Raw genomic sequence first — 22,657 nt, 5'->3', positions numbered from 1 at the left:
TCAGCGATGGACCCCGGAACAAGTCCGGGGTGACGGGGGCGTGGAGATGCTGACGATCGCCCGGGCCTGTCGGGCGGTGCTCTCGGCGGGGGAGCCGCGCACCAAGGTCCGGCTCGCGCGCGAAACTGCGCGTCGTTGGCGCAGGGGCGAGCTCGCGCATCTGTTCGACGTCGCCATGCCCGACGCGCCCGCCCGGCCTGACCGGCCGGAGCTGCTGCCGCCCAACCGCATGCCTAAGCGGGGCAGGGGCGGCTCCGAACGCGGGCGCGTCGCGCTGCTGCACGCGCTGGCGCATATCGAGTTCTCGGCGATCGACCTCGCCTTCGACTGTGCGGGGCGGTTCGGCGCCGAGTTCCCGCGCGCGTTCGTCGACGACTGGATCTCGGTCGGCGTGGACGAGGCGATGCACTTCGCCATCCTCGACCGGCGGCTCCGGACGCTGGGCAGCTTCTACGGGCAGCTGCCGGCGCATGCGGGGCTGTGGGAGGCGGCCGAGGCGACCGCAAACGACTCACTCGGGCGGCTCGCGGTGGTGCCGATGGTGCTGGAAGCGCGTGGGCTGGACGTGACGCCCGACACCGTCGCGCGCTTCAGAACCGCCGGCGACGAGCCCAGCGCGCGCATCCTCCACCGCATCTACACGGACGAGATCCGGCACGTCGGCTTCGGCGTGAAATGGTTCGGACAGCGCTGCGCCGAGTCCGGAGTCGAGCCCGCGCCGCTGTGGCGGGAGAAGGTCCGGCGCTATTTCAGGGGTGTCCTGAAGCCGCCATTCAACGACTCGGCGCGGAGCCAAGCCGGTCTGACGCGGGAATTCTACGAGGTTATTGCCTGTTAACCACCGATCGGCACAACGGTTCCTGTCCGAAACGCGGTGGGGCTGCGTAACGCGACGAAATTTTGGGGCCGGCATCCTGTTGGGGAGGGGGCTGGCAAGCACGCCGGGGTTTGATGACCAAATTCAACTTCATCGCGCGTCGGGTCGCAGCGGCTGCGCTCATCGCCACGCTCTCCACCGGCCAGGCGCTCGCCAACGAGCCGGCCGAGAAGTCGGCGCCGGCGACCACCGCCCAGGGCGGCCCGCTGATCGCGGCGAGCAGCGCCGAGGCGTCCTCCGCCATGCGTCCCGACGGCGACTTCCGCACGCTGTTTACCGCCTGGAAGAAGATGGACGGCGGCACCACCGGCCAGGGCGCGATCGCGATCCCGTCGGTCCAGCCTGTCGCCAAGATGGACTATTCCAGTAATTTCGGCATCCGTTCCGACCCGTTCCGCGGCTCGGCGGCGATGCATGCCGGCGTCGACATCCGCGGACCGGTCGGCACGCCGATCTACGCCACCGCCGACGGGATCGTCGCCGAGGCGAAGCGTCGCGGCGGCTACGGCAACCTGGTCGAGCTCGACCACGGCAAGGGCATCGCGACGCGCTACGGCCACCTGTCGCGCATCCTGGTCTCGGCCGGTTCGCGCGTGCAGCGCGGCCAGATCATCGGCCTGATGGGTTCGACCGGCCGCTCCACGGGCAGCCACCTCCATTACGAGGTCCGCATGGACGGCCGCGCGGTCAACCCCGTGCCGTTCCTGACCTCGGCCGACTATCTCCTCGCGGCGCAGGACCGCGCGGTGCACATCGTGCCCGTGTCGGCGAACCTGCCGGAGTCGCTGGACTGAACCGAGATCCCTAGTGGGTGACCAACTCGGGCGGGGGCTGACATCGGCCTCCGCCCTTCTTATTTGCGGACTATGGCCACGACCGCTCCCGATATCTCGCTGACCCCTTCCGCCGCGGCGCGCGTGGCGGCGATCGCGGCGAAGCAGGGCAAGCTGGCCATCCTTCGGCTGTCGGTCGACGGCGGCGGCTGCTCGGGTTTCCAGTACCGGTTCGGCTTCGCGGACGCGGTGGACGGCAACGACACGGTCGCGGAGCGCGACGGCGTCCGGCTGGTGGTGGACAGCGTCAGCCTCGACCTGGTCCGCGGTGCGAGCGTCGATTACGTCGAGTCGCTGGGCGGCGCGGCGTTCCGCGTCGAGAACCCGCAAGCCGCCTCGGGCTGCGGCTGCGGATCGAGCTTCGCAGTCTGACGACCGCCCGCTAAGGCGGCGCGATGAAGATCGTCACCTACAACGTCAACGGCATCAAGGCGCGGCTGCCGCGCCTGCTCGAATATCTGACCGAGCAGCAGCCCGACATCGTCTGCCTCCAGGAGCTCAAGACGACGGACGAGACGTTTCCCGAACGCGAGATCCGCGACATCGGCTACGGCGGCGTGTGGCACGGGCAGAAAGGGTTCAACGGCGTCGCGGTGCTCGCCAGGGGCGCCGATCCGGTCGAGCGCCACCGTGGGCTGGGCGGCGATCCGGAGGACGAGCAGAGCCGCTATCTCGAGGCGGAGGTGGACGGGCTGGTCGTCGCATCCATCTACCTGCCCAACGGCAATCCGCGGCCCGGGCCCAAGTTCGACTATAAGCTGCGCTGGATGGAGCGGCTCGCGAACCACGCGCGCGCGCTGCTCGTCGAGGAGAAGCCGGTCGTGCTCGCGGGCGACTACAACGTCATCCCGAACGACGACGACGCCTATTCCGTCCGCGCGCTGGCGGAGGACGCGCTGATGCAGCCGGAGAGCCGCGCCGCCTATCGCCGGCTGTTGGCGCAGGGATGGACGGACGCGCTGCGCACGCGGCACCCGCGCGGGGCCGTATGGACGTTCTGGGACTATCAGGCGCAGGCCTGGGCCCGCGACGCGGGTTTCCGCATCGACCATCTGCTCTTGAGTCCCCAGGCGGCCGACCGCATGCTCGGTGCGGGCGTCGACAAGGAGTATCGCGGCCGCGACAAGGCCAGCGACCACGCGCCGACTTGGGTTCGGCTGCGCTGACCGGGGCTGGCGCATAACGCCAGCCGTTGGTGTACTACACCACTAATACGCGCTCAGGACCGGCATTCCGGCGAGCTCCACGCCTTGCGAGGTGTATGGCACGACTAATGCACTTCCTTTCCGTACCGTCGATGGTGACGGAGAAGGAGGTGAGCCATGTTGCAGATGTTGATGCCGGCCGTCGCGATGCTGAGCGCCGGCGCCGATCTGGATCGCGCGGTCGACGCCCGCATCCTGAAGCACGCGCTGAGCGCGCCGGAGAGCCGTCGCAAGGCGGGCGAGGGGCCCCGCTACTGCGTGTTCGATAGCGGGCGGGCGGTGGCCGGAAACGGTCAGCGCCAGAGCGTGCCGCAGCGCGTGTGCCGGACCTACCGCGAGTGGACGGCGCTGGGCGTGCAGCCCCTGACCAGCTGATCCGACCGAGCATTGGCGCGGGTCGCTAACCATCGGTGTATTACACTTCTATACCAGCAAGCCACCTGGGCTAAGCGATTGAAAACACCTGCCAGCCGAACCTGGCACGCCTGATGCAAAGCTCAGGACACGCGGGACCGACCCCGCAGGAGGAGAAAGGGAAAGCCGTGAAGACCATCATCGCCGTCATCGCCGCGACTCTCGCGGTGCCCGCCGTCGCCCAGCCCGAGGCGGCCCCGCGCAGGCCCGCCATCGCCGCGCCCGCCCAGGCCGGCGGTCCGGCCACCGCCAAGAAGGAGACGCGCTACTGCGTCGACGACGTGGTGACCGGGTCGCGCCTCCGGCGCCGGACGTGCGACACGCGCGCCAATTGGTTGAGGGAGGGTTACGACCCGCTGACCGATTTGAAGAAGTGACGGCGTACCGGCCGCGGCGGGACGTCCACCGCGGCCGGGCCTTCACAAGTCGCGGCCGTAGATCTGGTAGACCTTGTTGATCTGGCATTGGATCGTCTCGGCGATCGAGCGCATCCCCTGGTTGTCGTCGAGGATCCAGCCGATCTCGCCCCGGCTCGCGCCGTAGTTCGCCACGGATGCGGCGCGGATGTACTCGATCATCATGAAGGCGAGCTGGCTCGCCATGCGCGACGCCTGCAGCTCCTTGACCACGCCCATCAGCGGTACGCGCATGGTGCGCACGCGGGGCTTGCGCAGCCAGCGCAACAGCTTCGCCCAGCCGAACGGCAGGAGCGACCCGTTCAGCGGCTTTAGCGCCTCGTTCAGGTCCGGCAAGGTGATCATGAACGCGACCGGCCTGCCGTCGAGCTCGGCGATGCGGATCAGGTCTTCGTAGACGATCGGCTTGAGCTTAACACCCACGTCGCGGACTTCGGGCTCGGTCAAGGGCACGAAACCCCAATTGTCCGACCATGCGTCGTTGAGGATGTCGAGGATGATCCGCGCCTCCTGGTCGAAGCGCGACTTGTCGACGGTGCGCACGCGGATGCGCGGGTTCTGCTCGCCCGAGCGGATGATCCGCTTGACCAGCGGGGGAAACTCCTTGGTGATGTCGAGATCGTAGGTGAGGAGCTGCTTGACGGCCGCGTAGCCCGCGCCTTCGATCCAGGTCCGGTATTCCGGATTGGCGTGGCCCATCATGACGGTAGGCGGGTGGTCATGGCCCCGGACGAGCAGGCCGGGATCTTCCCAAATCGACATGCTGATCGGCCCGAGCGCGCGCGTCATGCCCTGATCGCGCAGCCACTGCTCCGCCGTCGCGATCAGCCGCGCGCCCGTGTCCGCGTCCTCGGCGTCGAACAGGCCCCATTGCCCGACCCCAGGGCCGAAACCCTGCCCGGCCGGCATGGTGAGCGCGAGCGTGTCGATGTGCGCGGAGATGCGGCCCACGGCGCGGCCGTCGCGCTCGGCGAGGAAGAGCTGCGCCTCCGCATGCGCGAACCAGCCGTTCTTGCCCGGCGTGATCAGCCCGAGCGCCTCGCGCTTGAGCGGCGGGACCCAGTTCGGGTCGTCGCGATAGAGGCGGAAGGGCAGGTCGACGAAGCGCTTGCGGTCGCGCTTGGTCAGGACGGGGCGGATGACGAGGTCTGACACGCGCCGTTCCTAGTCGGGCGGACGGGGCAGGGGAAGGCGGGCGGGGCATCCCCCCCTTCATCGCCACATCCCTGCCACTATATCGTGGTGATGAGCCGAGCTATGAGCAGCACGATCTCCCTCGACCGCGCCGCCTCGCCCTTTGTGGCCGCGGGTCGCGAGGCCCGTCCGCGCATTGCCGACGACAAGGCAATGTTGAAAGTGGCCGCCGAGCTGACGCGCGACCTGCACGCGCCCAAGCCGCTGATCTACTGGGGCGACCTCGCCCTGTCCGCGCTCGTCGGCTACGCGGCGCTGGCGGGCGCGATCCACCTGCCGGGCGCCTGGGCGTTGCTGGCGGGCGTGGTAGCGGTATTCGCGCTCTACCGCGCGGGCAGCTTCATCCACGAGGTCAGCCACATGAAACATGCGGCGCTGCCCGGCTTCCGCGGTGGCTGGAACGCGATCGTGGGCGTGCCCCTGCTCATCCCGAGTTTCATGTACGAGGGCGTGCACAACCTGCACCACGCCAAGACGCGCTACGGCACGGTCGAGGACCCCGAGTACCTGCCGCTGGCGCTTATGAAGCCGTGGACGGTGCCGCTGTTCGTGCTCGTCTCCGCGCTCGCGCCGATCGGTTTCCTCATCCGCTACGCCGTGCTGACGCCGCTGTCGTTCGTCGTGCCGGGCCTGCGCAGGACCGTCGTCGAGCGCTTCTCCGCGCTCGCGATCAACCCGCAGTTCCGCCGCCGCGCGCCGGAGGGCGAGGCCAAGGCGCTGTGGGACCGCGTCGAGATCGCGACCAGCGCCTGGGCGATTGCGCTGCTCGCGGCCGTCGCGACGGGCGTCGTGCCGCTCCGTTCGTTCGGCATCTTCCTGGCCGTCGTCTCCGCGACCATGGTGATCAACCAGGTCCGCACGCTCGTCGCCCATCTCTGGGAGAACGAAGGCGAGCCGATGAGCGTGACCGCGCAGTATCTCGACTCGGTCAACGTGCCGCCGCCGACGCTGCTGCCCGCGCTCTGGGCACCGGTCGGCCTGCGCTACCACGCGCTGCACCACCTGCTGCCGGGCGTGCCCTACCACTCGCTGGGCGAGGCGCATCGGCGGATCACCGCGGTGCTGGAGCCGGACTCGCCGTACCACAAGGCGAGCTACAAGGGGCTGCCGGGGCTGCTCGGGCGGTTGGTGGGGTCTACGCTGGGGCGGTAAACGCTTCCGTCTCCTACCCTGCTGCGGTCACCCCGGACTTGTTTCGGGGTCCATCGTAGTCCGCGCAATCCGGCGGGATCGTTCGCACGACGATGGATGCCGGAACAAGTCCGGCATGACGGAAAGAGTGGATGGGCGGCTTTACTCCTCCGTCCTGATCAGCACCGCCTCGCCCAGCAGGAAGAACAGCAGGAACGGCGCCCACGCCGCGAGGAACGGCGGGTACGCGCCCAGATTGCCCATCGCGAGCGCGAAATTGTCCGCCACGAAATAGGCGAAGCCCAGCGCCATGCCGATCACGGCGCGGACGAACAGCTTGCCCGATCGCGCGATGCCGAACGCCGCGACCGCGCCCAGGAGCGGCATCAGCACCGAGGAGAGCGGCCCCGACAGCTTGTGCCAGAGCGCGCCTTCGAGCGCCTTGGTCGGGCGGCCCGCGTCCGATAGGTCCTGGATCGCCTCGCGAAGCGCGGTGAAGGTCAGGCCTTCGGCGTTGACGGTCGATAGCGTGAACTGGTCGGGGCGCACGCCGCGGGCGACGACGATCTCGCCCAGGGGCGTGACGCCGCCCGAGGCCACGTCGAACCGCTCCGCCGGCCCGATCCGCCAACCGTCGCCCGCGCGCACGCCGTTCTGCGCGGTGATCGTCGCGCGCAGGGCGCCACCTTCGCGGTCGTAGATGGTGATGCCGCTCAGCCGCGCCGCGTCGCCGCGTCCGGTCAGCCGCGCCACCTCGATCAGGTCGTCGCCGTCGCGCACCCAGACGTTGGTGCGATCGCCGCGGTCGATCGGCAGCGGGCCGTAGTCGACGCGCTTCCACTGCTCCAGCGTGGAGCTCGCCCGCGCTACGATGCGCTCGTTGAAGGTGAAGGACACCGCCGCCACGCCCAAGCTGGCGATGATCAAGGGAGCCAGCACCTGGTGCGCCGACATGCCCGCGGCCTTGAGCGCGATCACCTCGCTGTTCTGGTTCATCGTGATCAGCGTCAGAATCGTGCCGAGCAGCACGGAGAAGGGCAGAAAGCGCGCGATGATCTCCGGCGCGCGCAAGGAGACGTAGCGCAGCACCTCCGGCTGGCCGTTGCCGGGGCGTTCCAGGATGCGGCCCGTCTCGCTCAAGAGGTCCAGCGCCTGAAGCACCAGCACCAGCGCGAACAGGATGCCGAACGTCCGCAGCAGAAACATGCGCGCCATGTACCAGGCGACGGTGCGCGACGGGAAAAAGGCTAGCGGGTTCACGCGAGCGCCGCCTTGCGCCGCCGGCCGGGCATGCGCCGCGTGATCGCGGAGAGCGCTTTCCCGAAGCCGCGCTCCAGCGCGCCGATCGGCTGGCCGCCGGGTTTGTAGGCAATGATGTAGAACATCCAGATCACGAGTGCGGCGAAGAGGAGGAACGGGATCCATAGCGCCAGCAGCGGGTCGACGCGGCCCAGCTCGCCGAACGAGGCGGCGTACTCGTTGATCTTGTGGTACGTCACGAGCATCACCACGCCCAGGAATACGCCCAGCGCCGTGGTCGATCGCTTGGGCGGGACGCCGAGCGCCACGGCGAGGAGTGGCAGCAGCAGCATCGTCGCCACCTCCACCACGCGGAAGTGGAACTCGGATCGGGTGGAGTCGCGCTGCTCCTCCGTCGGCGCGGTCTGGCCGAGGCGCGCGAGCTCGGGGAGCGTGAACTCCAGGTTGCGCCCGCCGCGCTGCCGGAAGCGCTCAGACTGGGGCAGGGGGATGGGCAGGTCGTGCGCGCTGAACGTCAGCACGCGCGGCACGCGGAACTCGGGCGCGTCCTGGACCAGCGTGCCGTCGGTCAGGCGGAAGATGATCGTGTTCGGGTCGTCCGTGCGCAGGAACTGCCCCTCGCGCGCCGTGACCGAGTAGCTGCCGCCGCCTTCCTGATCGAAATGGACGAAGATGCCGCTCAGCTCGCGCCCGCTACGACGGCTCTGCTCGATGCGGAGCGTCATGCGGTCGCCGAAATGGGTGAACTCGCCCACCTTGATCGACGCGCCTAGCGCGCCGGTCCTGAGCTCGAAGCGCAGCTGCTCGTAATAGTAGCGCGCCTTGGGCTGGACGAAGCCGACGATGGCGAGGTTCACCGCGACCAGCGCGATCGTGTAATAGTAAGGCACGCGAAGCAGCCGCGCGTAGCTCATGCCGACGCCGCGCAGCACGTCGAGCTCGGACGTGCCGGCGAGCCGGCGGAAGGCGAGCAGGATGCCGAGCAGCAGGCCGATGGGGATGCCGAGGCCCAAATACTCGGGCAGCAAGTTGGCGAGCATCCGCCACACGACGCTGACGGGCCCGCCCTGCGTCGCGACGAAGTCGAACAGCCGGAGCATGCGGTCGAGGATCAGCAGCATCGCGGCAATGATCAGCGTCGAGAACAACGGCAACGCGATCAGCCGGACCATGTAGCGATCAATCGATTTCATGCGGGCTCGGCTGAGGAGAACGGGCGGGTAGGGGTATAGGGGTGGTGGACGAGTGATGCCACCAATTCCTCCCCCGCAACGCAGTTGCGGGGGAGGGGGACCGCGCCCGCAGGGCGTGGTGGAGGGGGGCGTAGGTCGATCAGCGACAAGCCGGGGGCTTGTCGCCGACCGGAGCCGGCTTGCGAAGCAAGCCGTGGGCGATGCCGCACTCCGTAGTTCCCCCTCCGTCGCGCTACGCGCGCCACCTCCCCCGCCGTAAGCGGGGGAGGAACTGGTCGGGTTCACTCCGCCGCAATCTGCTCCGGATGCACGAGGCGATCGGCCAGCGCCGCGGCGATCGCGCGCTCCAGGCCCGCCAGCGTGAACGGCTTGCGGAGCACGTGGTGGCCGCCGAACTCCGCAGCACCACCCGCCTCGCCGGCGTAGCCGGTGACGAACAGGACCGCGAGGTGCGGGTCACGCCGCAGCAGCGCCGCGACCATCTCCGGTCCGGTCTGCTTGGGCATGAGCACGTCGGAGACGACGAGCTCGACGTTGCGATACCGCTCCAGCAGCGCGGGCGCGGCGAGGGGGTCGTCGCAGGCGATCGCGCGGTGGCCGAGCTCCTCGAGCGCCCCCATCGTGGCCGCGAGCACGCGGGGATCGTCCTCGACCACCAGCACCTCGAGCGCGTGCGGGACGTCGGCGAGGTTCGGAGCCTGCTCGATGATCTCTACCTCGGTACGTTCGCCGACGAAGCGGGGGAGGTAGAGCGTCACGGTGGTGCCGCGGCCCGGCGCGGTGTCGATGCCGACCTCGCCGTCTTGCTGCCGCACGAAGCCGAAGATCTGGCTGAGGCCCAGGCCCGTGCCCTTGCCGACCGGCTTGGTCGTGAAGAAGGGCTCGAAGACGCGCTCGGCGATCTCCGGCGTCATGCCCGTGCCCGTGTCGGTCACGGCGAAGGTGACGTAGTCGCCGCTCGCGCACTGGCCGACTTGATTGTCGCCGAGCGAAGCCCGGCCGGTGACCACCGTCAGCTCGCCGCGTCCGTTCATCGCGTCGCGCGCGTTCACGGCCAGGTTGAGGAGCGCGTTCTCCAGCTGCACGCGGTCGGCGTGGAGGCGCCAGCCCTGCGCCTCGTCGCGCACCGTCACCGTGATCGCGTCGCCCAACGTGCGGTCGAGCAGCTCCGACATGCCCGCGACCAGCATGCCGGGTTCGATCGGCTCGGGCTTCAGTCCCTCCTCTCGCGAGAAGGCGAGTAGGCGGCGGGTCAGCGCGGCGGCGCGATTCGCGCCCTCCATGGCGCTGTCGAGGTGACGGGCCGCGCCGGGCTTGCCCAGGTTGCGGCGCGCGAGCTCGATGCCGCCGAGGACGACGGCCAGCATGTTGTTGAAATCGTGCGCGATGCCGCCCGTCAACTGGCCGACCGCGTCCATCTTCTGCGCCTGGCGGAGCTTGGCCTCTTGCGCGCGCAGCTCGTCGGTGGCGGCCTGCACGGCGGCGGTGAGTTCGGCGGCGCGCGCCTCGGCGGCGTCGGCCTCCGCGCGGGCGGCGGCGCGTTCGCCGAGCGCGCGCACCGTGAACATACCGAGCAGGATCGCGCCCAGCACGAGGACGCAGCCGAAGACGGCGAGCGCGATCGCCGCCTGCGTCGACCGACGGACGGAGCCGAACGCGGCGGCGGTGCGCCGGTCCAGCACATCGCGCTCGCCGGCGATGATGCCGTCCAGCGTCGCGTTGATCGCCTTGAGCGACGGCGCATTGCGCGCGCGGTGGTAGCGGCCGAGGGCCTGCGTGTTCTTGCCGTAGCGCGTCGAGAGCGCGATGAGCGACAGCTCCTGCCCGCGCTCGTCATACGCGCCGCGCAGCGTCGAGATGCGCCGCTGCTGGTCGGCCTCGTCGCGGGTCAGGCGGTCGAGCTGCGCGATCTGCGCCGCCGCCGAGCGCCATTCGTCGAAATAGGATTGGCCGAGCCGCTGGTCGGTGGAGATGACGTAGCGGCCGAGCGCGGCCTCCGACCGTGCGATGGTGCCGGCGAGCGTGCGCGACACCACCATCACGTCGTAGCTGCGCGCCTGGAGCCGAAGCGCGCGGTCGCGCTGGGTGTTGGCGTCGCGGACCGTGAAGATCAGGCCGATGAGCGTCGCCGCGCCCAGGATCGCGATCGCGATCAGCGTCAACGTCCGCCAGGGCGGACCGCCCCCAGGGGGCGCCTCGCCCGCTTCCCCATCCACCGCCATATCCCTACTACAGGATATAAGGTGTGGAAAAGTGGTGAACGTCAGCCGATGGCGCCCGTCGCCCGGCCGGCCTCCCCGAACAACGCCAGCACGCGATTGAGCTGCTCGGTCGTGTGCTCCGCGCAGAGCGAGCAGCGCAGCAGGAACATGCCCGCCGGCGTCGCGGGCGGGCGGGCCATGTTAACGTAGACGCCGTTCTCCAGCAGCGCCTGCCACATCGCGACCGCCTGGGTCTGGTCGTCCAGGATCACGGCGATGATCGCGGACTCCGGCTCGGCGGTGCCGAGCTTGAAGCCCATCGCGGTCAGGCCGCCGTGCAATTTCCGCGCGTTCTCCCACAGATGCTGGCGCTTGTTGTGCGCGTGCATGAGCTTGCGGATGGACGTCGCGGCGGTGGCGACCACGGACGGCGGCAGGCTGGCGGTGAAGATGTAAGGGCGGCAGGCGAGGCGCATCACCTCGAACTTGGGGTGGTTCGACACGCAGAAGCCGCCCACCGTGCCGACCGACTTGGAGAAGGTGCCGATAATAAAATCGACGTCGGCCTCGAGCCCCTGGTCCTCGTACACGCCGCGGCCGTTGGGGCCATAGAAGCCCATGGAGTGCGCCTCGTCGCTAAGAACCATGGCGCCGTGCTTCTTGGCGACTGCGACCATCTCCTTGAGCGGGGCCACGTCGCCGAGCATCGAATAGACGCCCTCCAGCACGACGAGCTTGCCCGGCTCCTTGGGCAGGCGCCCGAGGCGCTTGTCCAAATCCTCGACGGAGTTGTGGCGGAAGCGGACCACCTCCGCGTCGCCCATCTTGCAGCCGTCGTAGATCGACGCGTGGCTGTCGGCGTCGAGGATGATGTATTCGCCGCGGCCCGCGATCGTGCTGATGATGCCCAGGTTCGCCTGGTAGCCCGTAGAGAACACCATCGCGTGGCGCGCGCCGTAGAACTCCTTGAGCGCTTCCTCGGCGTCGACATGGTCGCGGAACGTGCCGTTGAGCATGCGGCTGCCGTTGGTGCCGGAGCCGAACTTTTCCAAAGCCTCCTTGCCCGCCGCGATCACGTCGGGGTCGAAGGTCATGCCCATGTAGTTGTAGGTGCCGAGCAGGATCGTCTCGCGGCCCTTGATCACGGCCTCGGTGGGCGATCGGACCTCGTCCATGACGATCGCGAACGGGTCGCGCACGCCCGACGCCAGCAGCGCCTCGCGCTCCGCGATGAGCGGATCGAACTTGCTGAACAGGTCGCGCTCGGGGGCGACGGCGGGCGGGTCGAGGTCGATCGCCTCGGGCTGAAGGCCGGTCTCGGTCATGCGCGCAGGCGGTCCACGGCGTCGACGAGCTGGCCCACCGTCTCGATCTCCGCCTGCATGTTCATGGTGATGACGATGTCGAACTCGTCCTCGATCGCCGCGACGAAATCCATCACGGTCAGGCTGTCCCACTCCAGGTCGCCCTGGAACGTGGTCGTCTCGACGATGTTGACACCCTTCTTGTTGAAGGGCTCGATCTGCGCCTTGACGGTCTGGAAGGTCTGCTCGCGGTCGCTCATGGTCGTGATCCTTGGCCGCGGATTGCGGCGGGAGTTCGGCGCGGGCCTATAGCAAGCCTTGCGCCCTGTACCAGCGCACCGTCTCGGCGAGCCCGGCGTCGAGGGCGATGCGGGGCGTCCAGAGCTCGGGCGGCGGGCGCTTGGCGGGGTCGGCGGCCCAGTCCGGGTGCGCCATGTAGGCGGCGCGGTCCGGCGTAAGCTTCGCCCGCGGCCCACGGGCGAGGCGGTCGAGACGCGCGCCGAAGCGGAGCAGCGGGGCGGGGAGGGGGAGCGTCAGCACGCGCCGCCCGACCGCCCGGCCGATGGCGCGGGCGTAGTCGGCATGGGTGATCGCGCGGCCGTCGTCGACCTCATAAACCGTGCGCAGCCCGCCCCGCTCTGCGAGTATTACGAGCAGGGCGGCGAGGTCATCGACCATGATCGCTGACATGCGGCCGGGCGGGGGCAGGAGAGCTAGGCGCAGCTTGGCGAGGCGGAACACGTCGAGCTGCTCCAGATCGCCGGGGCCGTAGACGGCGGGCGGGCGAACGATCGTCCAATTGAGATCGGACTCCGTGACGACGCGCTCGGCCTCAGCCTTAGACCAACCATAAAGCGAGAGGCCTGGCTCGCGCGCGGCCAGCGAGGAGACATGGACGAACCGCCGCAAGCCCGCGCGCGCCGCCGCGTCGACCACCGCGCGCGTGCCATTGATGTTACCGGCTGCGAAGCCCGCGCGGTCGGGCGCGTTCACGACGCCAGCGATGTGGACCACGGCGTCGGCCCCGACCACCAGCGCGAGCAGCGCCGGGCCGTCGTCCAGCGCCCCCGTGACCCAGGTCACGCCGTCCCGCGCCTCCTGCGGTCGCCGGGCGAGCGCGCGCACCTCATGCGCGCGCGCCAACAGCAGATCGAGCGTGCGACGGCCGACAAACCCCGTCGCGCCGGTGAGCGCGATCAGCACGCGCTCAGATGGGCGACCACTCGACCGCCTCTTCGCCCTGATCTTCGTCCGGCACGGCGCGCGCGCCCGGTCCGACCTCCTCAAGGAGTCGGTCGAGTACCCAGTCGAGACCAGTCCCTCCAGCGCCGGAGATGGGGATGACCTCGCGGCCGCTCGCCTCCTCCAGTTCAGCGGACAGCGCGGCAATCAGTTCGTCGTCGAGGGTATCGATCTTGTTGAGCGCGAGCACGAAGGGCTTATCGATCAGCCCAGCGCCGTACGCCTCCAGCTCGTCGCGGACGACCCGAAAGCTCTCCGCCACGCTCTCATCGTTGGCGTCCACCAGGTGCAGGAGCACGCGGCAGCGCTCGATATGGCCGAGGAAGCGGTCGCCGATGCCGGCACCCTCCGCCGCGCCCTCGATCAGGCCGGGGATATCGGCGATCACGAACTCCTGGCCCTTGTGGCGCACCACGCCGAGCTGCGGGCGCGTGGTGGTGAAGGCGTACTCGCCGACCTTGGCCTGCGCGTTGGTGACGGCGTTGATGAAGGTCGACTTGCCCGCGTTGGGCAGCCCGACCAGCCCCGCGTCGGCGAGCAGCTTGAGGCGCAGCCACACCCACGCCTCCTCGGCCGGCCAGCCGGTACCGTGCTGGCGCGGCGCGCGGTTGGTGGACGTCTTGTAGCTGGCGTTGCCGCGCCCGCCGTCGCCGCCGCGCAGGAACACCTCGCGCTGGCCGGCGCGCGTAAAGTCGAGCAGCACCTCCGACTTGTCCTCGGACAGGATCTGCGTGCCGACGGGCACCTGGATCACGAGGTCGCGCCCGCCCGCGCCCGTCTTGTTCTGGCCGGAGCCGCCCGTGCCGCGGGGCGCGCGGAAATGCTGGGTGTAGCGGAAGTCGATGAGCGTGTTCAGGCCGGGCACGGCCTCGAACACGATGTCGCCGCCCTTGCCGCCGTCGCCGCCGTCGGGGCCGCCATATTCGATGAACTTCTCGCGTCGGAAGCTCACCGCTCCCGGCCCGCCGGCGCCGGAGCGGACGAAAATCTTGGCTTGATCTAGGAAGTGCATGGCGCGCTACTTAGCGACGCCGGGCCGCTTCGCCAGCATTTGCAATGCCAGGTCGCGCGCGGCGTCGCGCGGTAGGCCGAGCGCGCGGGCCATGGGAGCGCCGAGCAGCGCGTCGCCCAGCGCCATCAGCACGAGCTGCAGCGTCTCCTCGTGGATCGGCCGGTCCGCTTGCGCGTGCTCCTCGGCGGCGAGTTCGTCGACCAGGTCGTGGATGGCGGTCAGGATGGGATCGAGCGCGCCCTCGTCGCCCGACAGGATCATCCAGCTCGCCAGCGCGCCCGCGCCGCCTTTGCCGAACGCGTCGAACGTCAGGTCGACCACTTCGCGCGGGGATCGGTCCTCGGCGCGGCTGCGCAGCACGGCGTCGCGGATCGTGCCGGTGATCGCGGTCGCCATACGCCCGATGAGCGCTTTCTGCAGCCCCTCGGCCGAACCGAAATGGTGGAGCAGCGTGGCGTGCGTGCGCCCGATCCGCGCCGCCACAGCCTTCAGCGTCACCGCCTGCGGCCCGCTCTCCACCAGGAGCGCGCGCGCAGCGTCCAACGCCGCGTCGCGCGACTCCTCGGGGCTGAGGCGACGGCGGACGGGCAGGGCGGCGACGGACATGTGCTGTCTGTTCGGCGCAAGCGGGGCGGAAAGCAACAGCTTCCCGCCCCGCCCGCTCACGCCGCGAGCGGCATCGGCCCGGTTCGCGAGTCGTCCAGGTCGAGCTCGAATAGCGCGCAGGGCACGTCGTGGCCGCGCGCGCGGCAGTGCCGCTGCGCGACGCGGCCCGTCGGGCGGAAGCCGAGCTTGGTCAGCACCCGGCCCGACGCCGGGTTGTCGAGGAAGTGCCCAGACTGGAGCCGCTTGAGCTTCAGCGCGTCGCGCGCGATCGCAACGACGGCGCGTCCCGCTTCCGTCGCGTAGCCGCGCCCCCAGGCGTCCGGCCGATACCAGTAGCCGAGCTCGGGACCGTCCTCCGCGGCGAGGTCGATGCCGACCCCGCCGACGAGCCGCGGCTCGTCGGCAGTCCGCTCAAAGACGAGGAAGCCGGGCTCGTGCGGACTCTGCGGCCGGTCGAGGAAACTCTGCGCGTCGCCGAGCGCATAGGGCCAGGGCGCGCGCGCGAGTTTGGTCACCACCGCCTCATGCCCGATGGCGCAGGCGAGCTCGGGGGCGTCCTCCGGCCAGCCGGGCCGGAGCGTCAGACGGGGCGTGATCGCAAACATGCGTGCTCCTCCTTGCGCGCGGCGGCCGCTCGCACACGTCGGTGACGCGACGGCGACAACCTGGGTCGAGGGAGCACGAAAAAAGGGAGCCGGGGCGACCCGTCTCCCTTTGGTGGCTGGTTCCCTAGCGGAACCCGGGTCGCCCTGGTGAGCGACCCCCGTGGTCGCCCGTTATTCGGCCGCGGCCGCAATAAGCGGCTGTACCGAGCAATACTTACGGCCGAGCTTGCCCTCGGCGAACGCGACACGGCCGTCGACGAGCGCGAATAGGGTGTGGTCCTTGCCCATGCCGACGTTGGTGCCCGGATAGAACTTGGTGCCGCGCTGGCGCACGAGGATGTTGCCGGCGACGCACTCCTGGCCGCCGAACTTCTTCACGCCGAGGCGACGGCCGGCCGAATCGCGACCGTTGCGCGACGAACCGCCTGCTTTCTTATGTGCCATTGCCCGTTACTCCTTACGCGGCCGCGCCGACCGACACGATCTTCAGGATCGTGTGGTTCTGACGATGGCCGTTGCGGCGGCGGTAGTTGTGGCGGCGCCGCTTCTTGAACACGATGACCTTCTCGCCCTTCGCCTGCGCGACGATCTCGGCGGAGACGGTCAGGCCCTCCGTCGAGCGTAGCTCCGCACCCTCGCCGGCGAGCAGGACGTCGCCCAGCGTGACGGTGGAACCCGCCTCGCCGTCGATCTTCTCGACGACGATCTTGTCTCCGGCGGCGACGCGGTACTGCTTGCCGCCCGTGCGCACGACTGCGAACATGGCCCTCAATCTTTCCAAAACATTAGCTCCGCGAGCGACCGGGGTCGCGCGGAAAGAAGCGCCGGGTATGCCCGGATCGACGTTTAGTCAAGCTCGCTGTTAGTGTTTATGCTCCCTACGCAGAGCATAGCGCCCGCCCTCGAAGCCGGTGAACAGGCCGGAGATCGCCGGGTGGTCCACCGGCTCGTCGCTCTCGTCGGGCAGAAGGTTCTGCTGGCTGACGTAGGCGACGTAGCTCGACTCGGCGTTCTCGGCGAGCAGGTGGTAGAAGGGCTGGTCCTTGGCGGGCCGGATGGCGGCCGGGATCGCCTCGTACCACTCCTCCGAGTTGTTGAAAACGGGATCGACGTCGAACACCACGCCGCGGAAGTCGAACACGCGATGGCGCACCACGTCGCCGATCGTGAAGCGCGCGTGCGCCACGGAAGGCGCGGCGACCTCGGCGCCTTGGCCCAAGTCAGAAATGTCCGTTGGTGTCATATGCCACCCATCTAATAGCGCCGGCCGCCTACACAAGCGCGCGGCCGCTTGCGCCGGTTCCGCGATGCGGCTAGAGGGCCGCGCTCGACCGGCGGGCGGCCCGTTCACGGCGCGCGCTTGTTCCTCGCGGAGAGGTGCCAGAGTGGTCGATTGGGACGGTCTCGAAAACCGTTGTGCCTTTACGGGTACCGTGGGTTCGAATCCCACCCTCTCCGCCATCCTGCTTCGCGCCTAGCGGCGCTTCGCAGGGCAAGCCGCTAGTATATCCCAACCCGGTCCTCCCCGAACCGCAGCTTCGCGGTCAGCAGCGCCCTGAACTCGTTGTAGCCGCCCCGGCCGGGGAAGAAGGCGTGGAAGAAGAGCTGCGGCTCGCCGTCGGGGCCGTGCGCGACGGACGCGTGGCCCGGCGCCCACCAGCTGCGCGTCGATCTTAGCAGCGGCTCCGGCTGCTTCGCGTAGGGGCCGAGCGGGTGGTCGGCGACGGCGACGCCGATGCCGTAGGCGGGGGTGCCGAAATCGTTGCCGGCGTAGAACATCCAGTAACGGCCGCGCTGGCGCGTAACCCAGGGCCCTTCGACGAGGTGGCCCTCCCAGTCCTGGTCGTTCTCGAGCACCAGCGTCGGCTCGCCTACGAGCGACGCGCCGTCTCCGCTCAGCGGTTGTGCGTAGATGGGCGTGCGCATCGCTTCGAGTATATCCTCCGCCCCGCCGGTCTCCCGAAGGGCACCGCGCACCATGCTCCAGGAATCGAGCACCGCTTCGATCAGCGGCTGCATGAGGAAGAAGCGCTCCATCGGGCGGCGGAGATTGGCCCAGGGCTGGACGGCGGCGGCGAAGGCGGCGGTCAGGCAGTCGGCCTCGCGGTCGAACATCGCCTCGATCAGCTCCGGCCGCTCGCGCAGCAACCGCGCCAGCGGCCGCGGCCAGACGCCGTTCGTGTCGCGCTTCCAGAACAGGAGGGGGCGGCCGTCCTCGCCCACGAAGATGTGCGAGTCGATCACGCCGCCGCTCATCACCGGCATCCCAGGATCGTCGGGCAGCCCCGTCGTGTTGTACGTGCCGCCCGTCAGCAGCGGCCTGCCCAGGTCGCGCCACGGGCCGGTCGGACGATCCGCCTTGGCGAGCCCGATCGCCAGCGCGTTCGACGCCTGGCGCGCGGTGTAGCAGAGCCAGTACTCGTTGCCGACGCGCGCCATCTCCGGCGCCCAGAAGTCGCCCACGCGCCGGCCCTTCGCGGTCCAGGCCGGCGTGTCGCCTTCGGGAAAGACGAAACCGCGATGCGTCCAATGCTGCAGGTCGTGCGAGTGGAGGACGGGAAAGGCGTCGGGCGCGTCGTTCGACGTCGCCGTCAGGTAATAGCCATCGTCCGTCCGGAGCACCGCCGGGTCGCCGTAGCCGGCCAGCGTCTGCGGATGCAGGTTCTCGACGATGAGCGGCCGCCAGTCCGGCTCCGGACCTGCGGCGGGCGGCGGACCCGCATGGACGTGCGGCGTGCGCGTGCCGAAGTCGCGCGCGAGCTCGCCGTAGAAGTCGAGATAATCTCCATGCTCGCCGCCGCGTAAGCGGTAGCCGCGGATCACGCCTTCGCCGATATGCGTGACGTCGAACCGGGTGTCTTCGCCTTCTTCGGCGACCTCCAGGCGGAACGGGGGTGCGTCGACTTGCATCCCGCTCGAATAGGCTCGCCGCGCCGCGACCGGAAGCAGTCAGGCCGCGCGCCGCTCCGCGCCGTCGAGCGCCGCCTCGACATGCGGCAGGATGCGGTCGGCGACGATGCCGATCGCGCGCGCGTTCGGATGGATGCCGTCGGCCAGCGTCAGCCCGCGGTCGCCCACCACCCCGTCCAGGAAGAATGGGTAGAGCGGCACGCGATGCTTGGTCGCGAGATCCGGATGGATGGCGTTGAACCGCTGCGCCCAGCCGCCCAGGAACGGCGGCGCCATCATGCCCGCGAGCAGCACGGGGATACGTGCGCGGCCGAACTCCTCCAGCATCCAGTCCAGGTTGTCGCGCGTCCGCTCCGGCGCGAAGCCGCGCAGGAAGTCGTTGGCGCCGAGCTCTAGGATCGCGAGGTCGGGGCAGTGGCGCAGGCTCGACAGCACGCGGGGCAGGCGCGCGCGGCCGCTCGCGGTGGTGTCGCCCGACACGCCCGCGTTCTGGACCGACGCGCCCGGCCGCCGCTCGCGCAAGCGCCGCTCGAGCTGCTTGGGAAAGGCCATCTCGGGCGCGAGGCCGTAGCCGGCGGTCAGGCTGTCGCCGAACGCCAGCAGGTACGGGGATGGGGAGCTCACCGGACGCGACGCGTCCGGCGAGGTTTGTGGAACGCCGCGTGCGCGCCGCGGCCGTTGGCGCTGAACCACGCGCCGTGCCCGCCGGCGAAGACGAGGCGCGCCGCCTCCTCCTCGCGGTCGTGCTCGATGCGGTCCGCGCCGTTCTTGTCGGCGGCGGTGACGATCTTGCCGCGCTTGTTACGGGCGAGCACCAGCGGCCGGCCCTTGTTCGGGCCGCGCGTGACCCGTGCCGAAAGTGATAACATGAAGGCTCCTGAAGTTGAACCCGATATGGGGTCGCGCGGTCGAAAATCCAGCTTAGCGCAATAACCTAAGCTGCATCTCCGGGCATTCGGGAGTGAGTATTGCGAACGAAATATCCGCCGAAAACCAACATAGCTTGGTGTGGGCCGTTCAGCTTCACGTCAGAAGAGGGAAGAATAGGGGAGAAACAAGGACTTGGCCGACGACGACCTCATTTATCTGCTGCGCCGGGCGGCGGAGGAGCGCGGTCGGGCGGTGTTGCCGGGACCGGTTCGGGCGCGCGCCGTGCACGAGGCTCTCGCCGATGCTTACGACCGCCGCGCGCGCGAGCGTTTGGCGGCCCGCCGGGACGACGCCGTGTAATGGCGTCGCGCCTTAATGTAGGTGAGTACGCACCCGTAAGGACCGGGATAGCATGGCGACCATGATCCGCCCGCCGATGTTGAACGCCGACAATGTGCTGGCGCAGAAGCTGAGTTACTTCACCAGATTGTCACCCGACGAGACCGCGGCGGTCGATCAGGCGGCCGATGGCCTGACGCGCGCGCTCCCCGCCAAACGCGACCTGATCCGCGAAGGCGATCCGCCGCACGCGGTGTTCCTGATCACCGCCGGTTGGGCTTGCCGGTACAAGACGCTCGCCGACGGCCGCCGCCAGATCGTCGCCTTTCTGCTGCCCGGCGACTTATGCGATGTGAACAATCACGTGCTCAGGGCGATGGACCACGCCATCGGTGCGCTCACGCCCATCCAGTATGTCGAGATCGGCCACGACCGCCTCTCCACGCTCGCCCAGGGCAGCTCGCGCATCGGGCAGGCGCTATGGTGGCGGATGCTCGTCAACGTCGCCGTGCAGCGCGAGTGGACGCTCAACAACGGCCAGCGCTCGGCGCTGGAGCGGATCGGGCACCTGTTCTGCGAGCTCTACTACCGCCTCCGCTGCGTCGGCCTGACCTCGGGAACGGGCTACGCCTTTCCGCTGACGCAGAACGACTTGGCGGAGGCGACGGGCCTGACGCCGGTCCATGTGAACCGCACGCTGCAGGAGATGCGGGCGACGGGGCTGATCGTGCTCAAGGAGCGCATGCTCGACATCCCCGATCTCGAGCTGCTGGAGGACACGGTGCTGTTCAACCCGGACTATCTGCACCTTCAGGAGGAGGGGCGGCGCGTCCTTCCCGAGCGGTCGGACGCGCGCATCGGCCGATGACGCCGGCCGTGCAGGGCGACCGGTCGGAGGCGGAGCGCGAGCGCGACGCCGCGCTCGCCCGGTTGCGCCACGTAATCGAGGAGCGCGAGGCGGACGCGCGTGAGGCGCAGCGGCACCTGCGCAACGTCTTGTCCGTCACGCGCTCGCTCGCGAGGCGCACCGCCGACGAGGCCGGATCGCTCGACGACTTCCGCGTGCTGTTCGACGGCCGGCTCGCGGCCTTCGCGCGCGTGCAGTCCGCCGTCGCGCGCGACGGGCGGACGGGTTTCGACCTGGGCCGGCTGATCGGGGACGAGTGCCTGGGCTTCGGCATCGGCGTCGGCGCCGACGGCGTGGAGCTGCTGGGCGAACCCGTGCGCCTCCTGCCGCGCGCGGCCGGGCTGCTCGCGCTGGTGGCGCATGAACTCGTGGCGGAGCTCGCCGCGGCCGGCGGAGCGGGAAGGGGCCGGGTCTCCTGGACGGAGGACGCCGGGCTGGAGATCGATTGGCGCCAGGGGGTGGGCGCGGGCGGCTTCCGACCGCTACCGGACTGGATCCGCCAAGCGATCGGTTACGAGCTCAAAGGCGAGGTCGCGGAGGAACGCGCCGACGACGTGGTCCGCCGCCGCATCGGCTTGCCCCGGAGCTGCTTGGTCTGAGTTCGGCTCGTCGGGCCTGGCTTAACCCGTCCTTAGCCTCCGGCGTGCCAAGGAAATCCGGTGGTCTGGTCCATCGTCCTAGCCGCGATCATCGCGTGCGCCGCCGTCGCGGCCGCAGCCGGGCGGACGCGCGCTTTGGGAACGGTAACACCGTGGTTCGGTCCGATGCGGCTCGTGTCGGACGCGGATTTGGCGGTAGCCCGCGGCGACTTCGTCGCGATCCTGGAAGTCGACCGATTCGCCACGTTGCGCCGGGACGTCGGATTCCGGCTCGCCAACCATGTGCTGTGCCATGTCACCGAGCGCATCCTGGCCGAGCTGGACGGGTGCGAGGTCGGCCGGACCGGGCGCACGTCGGTCGAGTTCGCCTTCCGTGCACCCGACGGGGAGGCGGCGCGCGAGGCGCTCGCCCGCTTGAGCAAGTCGCTGTCCGAACGCATCACCGTGGAAGGCGTGACGTTCGACCTGTCCGTCCTGATCGGCGCGGCCGAAGCGGTGGGCGGCATCTCGCGCGAGGAGGTGCTCGACCACGCCGCCGCCGCGCTCGCGGCCGCCCAGGACAAGCGTCAGACGGTCCGCTTCGCCGGGGAGGACGTCGAGGACGACCACGGCGCGGACGACATCGCGCTGATGCGCGACCTGCGCCGCGCGATCGAGGCTCGGGAGCTCCGGCTGCACTATCAGCCCAAGCTGCGCTCGCGCACCAACTCGATCGACTCGGTCGAGGCGCTGCTCCGCTGGCCCCACCCGACGCGGGGCCAGGTGTCGATCGAGCGCGTGATCCACCTGGCGGAAAGCACGGGCGCGATTCGCGACCTGACCGAATGGGTGGTGGCGCAGGCCGTCGCCGATCAGGCGCGCTTAGCGGCCGCGGGGCACGACCTGACGGTCTACGTCAACATCTCGGGCGTGCTGCTGCCCGACGCCGACTTCGCGCGGCGGGTGCTGCGGACGGTCGCGGTCGCGAACGGCCGCATCGGCTTCGAGGTGACGGAGACCGCCGTCATCCAGGACCCCGAAGGCGCGCTCGCCAACCTCCGCGCCTTCTCCGAAGCGGGGATCAAGATCGCGATCGACGATTACGGCTCGGGCCTGTCGTCGCTCTCCTACCTCAAGCAGCTCCCCGCGCACGAGCTCAAGATCGACCAGATGTTCGTGTCGGGCCTGATCGAGAGCCACCGCGACCCGCTGCTCGTGCGCTCCTCGATCGACCTCGCCCACGCGCTCGACATGGAGGTGACCGCGGAGGGCGTGGACGATCCCATGGCGCTGTCGCTGCTCCGCGTCATGGGATGCGACCTGGTGCAGGGTTACCTGATCTCGCCGGCCATCGAAATCGGTGAGCTGGAGCGCTTCCTGGCGGGCTTCGACGGCGAGCACCTCGACGTGCCCCGCCTCATCATCCCTGAAGTGGGCAAGGCGGCGGGGTAGGGCTCGCCTCGTCCCGCATCACTCTCCGTCACCCCGGCCTTGAGCCGGGGTCCCGCTTCTTCTCTCCCGCCGCAGGACAAAGCGGGACCCCGGATCAAGTCCGGGGTG

Annotated in this window: 27 protein-coding genes and 1 tRNA gene; 12 read left to right on the top strand and 16 right to left on the bottom strand. The window is 69.7% G+C overall.

Annotated elements, in window-relative coordinates; translation table 11 throughout:
* Positions 1-46: 46 nt before the first annotated feature.
* From CKY28_RS04790 to CKY28_RS04765, 6 genes are all read left to right on the top strand, one after another.
* Positions 47-838: a ferritin-like domain-containing protein gene (locus CKY28_RS04790; RefSeq protein WP_095997631.1), complete on the top strand. Its 792-nt coding sequence runs from the start codon at positions 47-49 to the stop codon at positions 836-838.
* A gap of 113 nt (positions 839-951) precedes the next feature.
* A complete protein-coding gene (locus CKY28_RS04785) occupies positions 952-1,671 on the top strand; it encodes a M23 family metallopeptidase (RefSeq protein WP_095997201.1) in 720 nt (239 codons plus the stop codon).
* A 72-nt stretch (positions 1,672-1,743) separates the two neighbouring features.
* Entirely contained in the window at positions 1,744-2,082 is a 339-nt protein-coding gene (erpA, locus tag CKY28_RS04780) for an iron-sulfur cluster insertion protein ErpA (protein ID WP_095997200.1), read from the top strand.
* A 23-nt stretch (positions 2,083-2,105) separates the two neighbouring features.
* Entirely contained in the window at positions 2,106-2,876 is a 771-nt protein-coding gene (gene xth / locus CKY28_RS04775) for an exodeoxyribonuclease III (RefSeq protein WP_095997199.1), read from the top strand.
* Between the two features lie 156 nt (positions 2,877-3,032).
* Complete coding sequence (locus CKY28_RS04770; RefSeq protein ID WP_095997198.1) at positions 3,033-3,290, top strand: hypothetical protein; 258 nt, start codon at positions 3,033-3,035, stop codon at positions 3,288-3,290.
* A 167-nt stretch (positions 3,291-3,457) separates the two neighbouring features.
* On the top strand, positions 3,458-3,706 hold the full coding sequence (locus CKY28_RS04765) for a hypothetical protein (protein WP_095997197.1): 249 nt from the start codon (positions 3,458-3,460) through the stop codon (positions 3,704-3,706).
* 42 nt (positions 3,707-3,748) lie between these two features.
* Here the strand turns inward: CKY28_RS04765 and CKY28_RS04760 are convergent, their stop codons facing one another.
* Entirely contained in the window at positions 3,749-4,900 is a 1,152-nt protein-coding gene (locus CKY28_RS04760; protein WP_095997196.1) for an N-acetyltransferase, read from the bottom strand.
* A 102-nt stretch (positions 4,901-5,002) separates the two neighbouring features.
* Here CKY28_RS04760 and CKY28_RS04755 point away from each other — a divergent pair, with 102 nt between their 5' ends.
* The gene (locus CKY28_RS04755; protein WP_095997195.1) at positions 5,003-6,091 is read left to right on the top strand and encodes a fatty acid desaturase family protein; all 1,089 of its coding nucleotides are present in this window, start codon (positions 5,003-5,005) and stop codon (positions 6,089-6,091) included.
* 141 nt (positions 6,092-6,232) lie between these two features.
* On the opposite strand, the gene lptG is transcribed toward CKY28_RS04755, so the two are convergent.
* From lptG to hspQ, 12 genes are all read right to left on the bottom strand, one after another.
* A complete protein-coding gene (gene lptG, locus CKY28_RS04750; RefSeq protein WP_095997194.1) occupies positions 6,233-7,285 on the bottom strand; it encodes an LPS export ABC transporter permease LptG in 1,053 nt (350 codons plus the stop codon).
* Between the two features lie 41 nt (positions 7,286-7,326).
* The gene (gene lptF / locus CKY28_RS04745) at positions 7,327-8,523 is read right to left on the bottom strand and encodes an LPS export ABC transporter permease LptF (protein WP_176472954.1); all 1,197 of its coding nucleotides are present in this window, start codon (positions 8,521-8,523) and stop codon (positions 7,327-7,329) included.
* Positions 8,524-8,804: 281 nt separating this feature from the next.
* On the bottom strand, positions 8,805-10,745 hold the full coding sequence (locus CKY28_RS04740) for an ATP-binding protein (protein WP_095997193.1): 1,941 nt from the start codon (positions 10,743-10,745) through the stop codon (positions 8,805-8,807).
* A gap of 41 nt (positions 10,746-10,786) precedes the next feature.
* Positions 10,787-12,049, bottom strand: coding sequence for a serine palmitoyltransferase (gene spt, locus CKY28_RS04735; protein WP_095997192.1), 1,263 nt, complete (start codon positions 12,047-12,049; stop codon positions 10,787-10,789).
* Positions 12,046-12,288, bottom strand: coding sequence for an acyl carrier protein (locus CKY28_RS04730; protein WP_095997191.1), 243 nt, complete (start codon positions 12,286-12,288; stop codon positions 12,046-12,048). Before CKY28_RS04730 ends, spt begins: the two co-directional genes overlap by 4 nt.
* 46 nt (positions 12,289-12,334) lie before the next feature.
* Positions 12,335-13,231 (bottom strand): NAD-dependent epimerase/dehydratase family protein, encoded by an 897-nt coding sequence (locus CKY28_RS04725; protein WP_095997190.1) that lies wholly within the window; start codon positions 13,229-13,231, stop codon positions 12,335-12,337.
* A gap of 4 nt (positions 13,232-13,235) precedes the next feature.
* Positions 13,236-14,282 carry a GTPase ObgE gene (gene obgE / locus CKY28_RS04720; RefSeq protein ID WP_095997189.1) on the bottom strand — a complete coding sequence of 349 codons (1,047 nt, stop codon included), beginning with the start codon at positions 14,280-14,282 and terminating at the stop codon, positions 13,236-13,238.
* 6 nt (positions 14,283-14,288) lie between these two features.
* A complete protein-coding gene (locus CKY28_RS04715; protein WP_095997188.1) occupies positions 14,289-14,888 on the bottom strand; it encodes a TetR family transcriptional regulator in 600 nt (199 codons plus the stop codon).
* Positions 14,889-14,944: 56 nt separating this feature from the next.
* Positions 14,945-15,493 carry a GNAT family N-acetyltransferase gene (locus tag CKY28_RS04710; RefSeq protein ID WP_176472953.1) on the bottom strand — a complete coding sequence of 183 codons (549 nt, stop codon included), beginning with the start codon at positions 15,491-15,493 and terminating at the stop codon, positions 14,945-14,947.
* Between the two features lie 171 nt (positions 15,494-15,664).
* Positions 15,665-15,937, bottom strand: a complete 273-nt coding sequence (gene rpmA, locus CKY28_RS04705; protein ID WP_095997187.1) for a 50S ribosomal protein L27 — start codon at positions 15,935-15,937, stop codon at positions 15,665-15,667.
* A gap of 13 nt (positions 15,938-15,950) precedes the next feature.
* Positions 15,951-16,256, bottom strand: a complete 306-nt coding sequence (rplU, locus tag CKY28_RS04700) for a 50S ribosomal protein L21 (RefSeq protein WP_095997186.1) — start codon at positions 16,254-16,256, stop codon at positions 15,951-15,953.
* A gap of 99 nt (positions 16,257-16,355) precedes the next feature.
* Complete coding sequence (gene hspQ, locus CKY28_RS04695; RefSeq protein ID WP_095997185.1) at positions 16,356-16,736, bottom strand: heat shock protein HspQ; 381 nt, start codon at positions 16,734-16,736, stop codon at positions 16,356-16,358.
* A gap of 128 nt (positions 16,737-16,864) precedes the next feature.
* Between hspQ and CKY28_RS04690 the strand changes: the two genes are divergently transcribed.
* A tRNA-Ser gene (locus CKY28_RS04690) sits at positions 16,865-16,954 on the top strand.
* A 39-nt stretch (positions 16,955-16,993) separates the two neighbouring features.
* On the opposite strand, the gene CKY28_RS04685 is transcribed toward CKY28_RS04690, so the two are convergent.
* From CKY28_RS04685 to CKY28_RS04675, 3 genes are read right to left on the bottom strand one after another with little or no spacing between them, the layout of a single operon-like run.
* A complete protein-coding gene (locus CKY28_RS04685; RefSeq protein WP_095997184.1) occupies positions 16,994-18,403 on the bottom strand; it encodes a glycoside hydrolase family 43 protein in 1,410 nt (469 codons plus the stop codon).
* Positions 18,404-18,442: 39 nt separating this feature from the next.
* Positions 18,443-19,027, bottom strand: coding sequence for an arylesterase (locus CKY28_RS04680; protein ID WP_095997183.1), 585 nt, complete (start codon positions 19,025-19,027; stop codon positions 18,443-18,445).
* Positions 19,024-19,272 (bottom strand): hypothetical protein, encoded by a 249-nt coding sequence (locus tag CKY28_RS04675; RefSeq protein ID WP_095997182.1) that lies wholly within the window; start codon positions 19,270-19,272, stop codon positions 19,024-19,026. Before CKY28_RS04675 ends, CKY28_RS04680 begins: the two co-directional genes overlap by 4 nt.
* A gap of 193 nt (positions 19,273-19,465) precedes the next feature.
* On the opposite strand from CKY28_RS04675, the gene CKY28_RS18530 reads away from it, so the two are divergent.
* From CKY28_RS18530 to CKY28_RS19030, 4 genes are read left to right on the top strand one after another with little or no spacing between them, the layout of a single operon-like run.
* Positions 19,466-19,633 carry a hypothetical protein gene (locus CKY28_RS18530; RefSeq protein WP_176472952.1) on the top strand — a complete coding sequence of 56 codons (168 nt, stop codon included), beginning with the start codon at positions 19,466-19,468 and terminating at the stop codon, positions 19,631-19,633.
* A gap of 52 nt (positions 19,634-19,685) precedes the next feature.
* Positions 19,686-20,480 carry a Crp/Fnr family transcriptional regulator gene (locus CKY28_RS04670; RefSeq protein ID WP_217989542.1) on the top strand — a complete coding sequence of 265 codons (795 nt, stop codon included), beginning with the start codon at positions 19,686-19,688 and terminating at the stop codon, positions 20,478-20,480.
* Complete coding sequence (locus tag CKY28_RS04665) at positions 20,477-21,118, top strand: HWE histidine kinase domain-containing protein (RefSeq protein WP_095997181.1); 642 nt, start codon at positions 20,477-20,479, stop codon at positions 21,116-21,118. The genes CKY28_RS04670 and CKY28_RS04665 overlap by 4 nt, the downstream gene beginning before the upstream one ends.
* 60 nt (positions 21,119-21,178) lie before the next feature.
* The gene (locus CKY28_RS19030; RefSeq protein WP_245841601.1) at positions 21,179-22,549 is read left to right on the top strand and encodes an EAL domain-containing protein; all 1,371 of its coding nucleotides are present in this window, start codon (positions 21,179-21,181) and stop codon (positions 22,547-22,549) included.
* Positions 22,550-22,657: the final 108 nt, after the last annotated feature.

Source organism: Sphingomonas lenta, from assembly GCF_002288825.1.
GTDB lineage: Bacteria > Pseudomonadota > Alphaproteobacteria > Sphingomonadales > Sphingomonadaceae > Sphingomonas > Sphingomonas lenta.
Note: the sequence above shows the minus strand (reverse complement) of the source record. Positions and strands in the feature narration are given on the sequence as shown.

Excerpts from the sequence above, each read along its gene's own strand:
- CKY28_RS04790 (WP_095997631.1), top strand. The coding sequence starts at position 47 with ATGCTGACGATCGCCCGGGCCTGTCGGGCGGTGCTCTCGGCGGGGGAG.
- CKY28_RS04785 (WP_095997201.1), top strand. The coding sequence starts at position 952 with ATGACCAAATTCAACTTCATCGCGCGTCGGGTCGCAGCGGCTGCGCTC.
- erpA (WP_095997200.1), top strand. The coding sequence starts at position 1,744 with ATGGCCACGACCGCTCCCGATATCTCGCTGACCCCTTCCGCCGCGGCG.
- xth (WP_095997199.1), top strand. The coding sequence starts at position 2,106 with ATGAAGATCGTCACCTACAACGTCAACGGCATCAAGGCGCGGCTGCCG.
- CKY28_RS04770 (WP_095997198.1), top strand. The coding sequence starts at position 3,033 with ATGTTGCAGATGTTGATGCCGGCCGTCGCGATGCTGAGCGCCGGCGCC.
- CKY28_RS04755 (WP_095997195.1), top strand. The coding sequence starts at position 5,003 with ATGAGCAGCACGATCTCCCTCGACCGCGCCGCCTCGCCCTTTGTGGCC.
- lptG (WP_095997194.1), bottom strand. The coding sequence starts at position 7,285 with ATGGCGCGCATGTTTCTGCTGCGGACGTTCGGCATCCTGTTCGCGCTG.
- lptF (WP_176472954.1), bottom strand. The coding sequence starts at position 8,523 with ATGAAATCGATTGATCGCTACATGGTCCGGCTGATCGCGTTGCCGTTG.
- CKY28_RS04740 (WP_095997193.1), bottom strand. The coding sequence starts at position 10,745 with ATGGCGGTGGATGGGGAAGCGGGCGAGGCGCCCCCTGGGGGCGGTCCG.
- spt (WP_095997192.1), bottom strand. The coding sequence starts at position 12,049 with ATGACCGAGACCGGCCTTCAGCCCGAGGCGATCGACCTCGACCCGCCC.
- CKY28_RS04730 (WP_095997191.1), bottom strand. The coding sequence starts at position 12,288 with ATGAGCGACCGCGAGCAGACCTTCCAGACCGTCAAGGCGCAGATCGAG.
- obgE (WP_095997189.1), bottom strand. The coding sequence starts at position 14,282 with ATGCACTTCCTAGATCAAGCCAAGATTTTCGTCCGCTCCGGCGCCGGC.
- CKY28_RS04715 (WP_095997188.1), bottom strand. The coding sequence starts at position 14,888 with ATGTCCGTCGCCGCCCTGCCCGTCCGCCGTCGCCTCAGCCCCGAGGAG.
- CKY28_RS04710 (WP_176472953.1), bottom strand. The coding sequence starts at position 15,493 with ATGTTTGCGATCACGCCCCGTCTGACGCTCCGGCCCGGCTGGCCGGAG.
- rpmA (WP_095997187.1), bottom strand. The coding sequence starts at position 15,937 with ATGGCACATAAGAAAGCAGGCGGTTCGTCGCGCAACGGTCGCGATTCG.
- rplU (WP_095997186.1), bottom strand. The coding sequence starts at position 16,256 with ATGTTCGCAGTCGTGCGCACGGGCGGCAAGCAGTACCGCGTCGCCGCC.
- hspQ (WP_095997185.1), bottom strand. The coding sequence starts at position 16,736 with ATGACACCAACGGACATTTCTGACTTGGGCCAAGGCGCCGAGGTCGCC.
- CKY28_RS04685 (WP_095997184.1), bottom strand. The coding sequence starts at position 18,403 with ATGCAAGTCGACGCACCCCCGTTCCGCCTGGAGGTCGCCGAAGAAGGC.
- CKY28_RS04675 (WP_095997182.1), bottom strand. The coding sequence starts at position 19,272 with ATGTTATCACTTTCGGCACGGGTCACGCGCGGCCCGAACAAGGGCCGG.
- CKY28_RS04670 (WP_217989542.1), top strand. The coding sequence starts at position 19,686 with ATGGCGACCATGATCCGCCCGCCGATGTTGAACGCCGACAATGTGCTG.
- CKY28_RS04665 (WP_095997181.1), top strand. The coding sequence starts at position 20,477 with ATGACGCCGGCCGTGCAGGGCGACCGGTCGGAGGCGGAGCGCGAGCGC.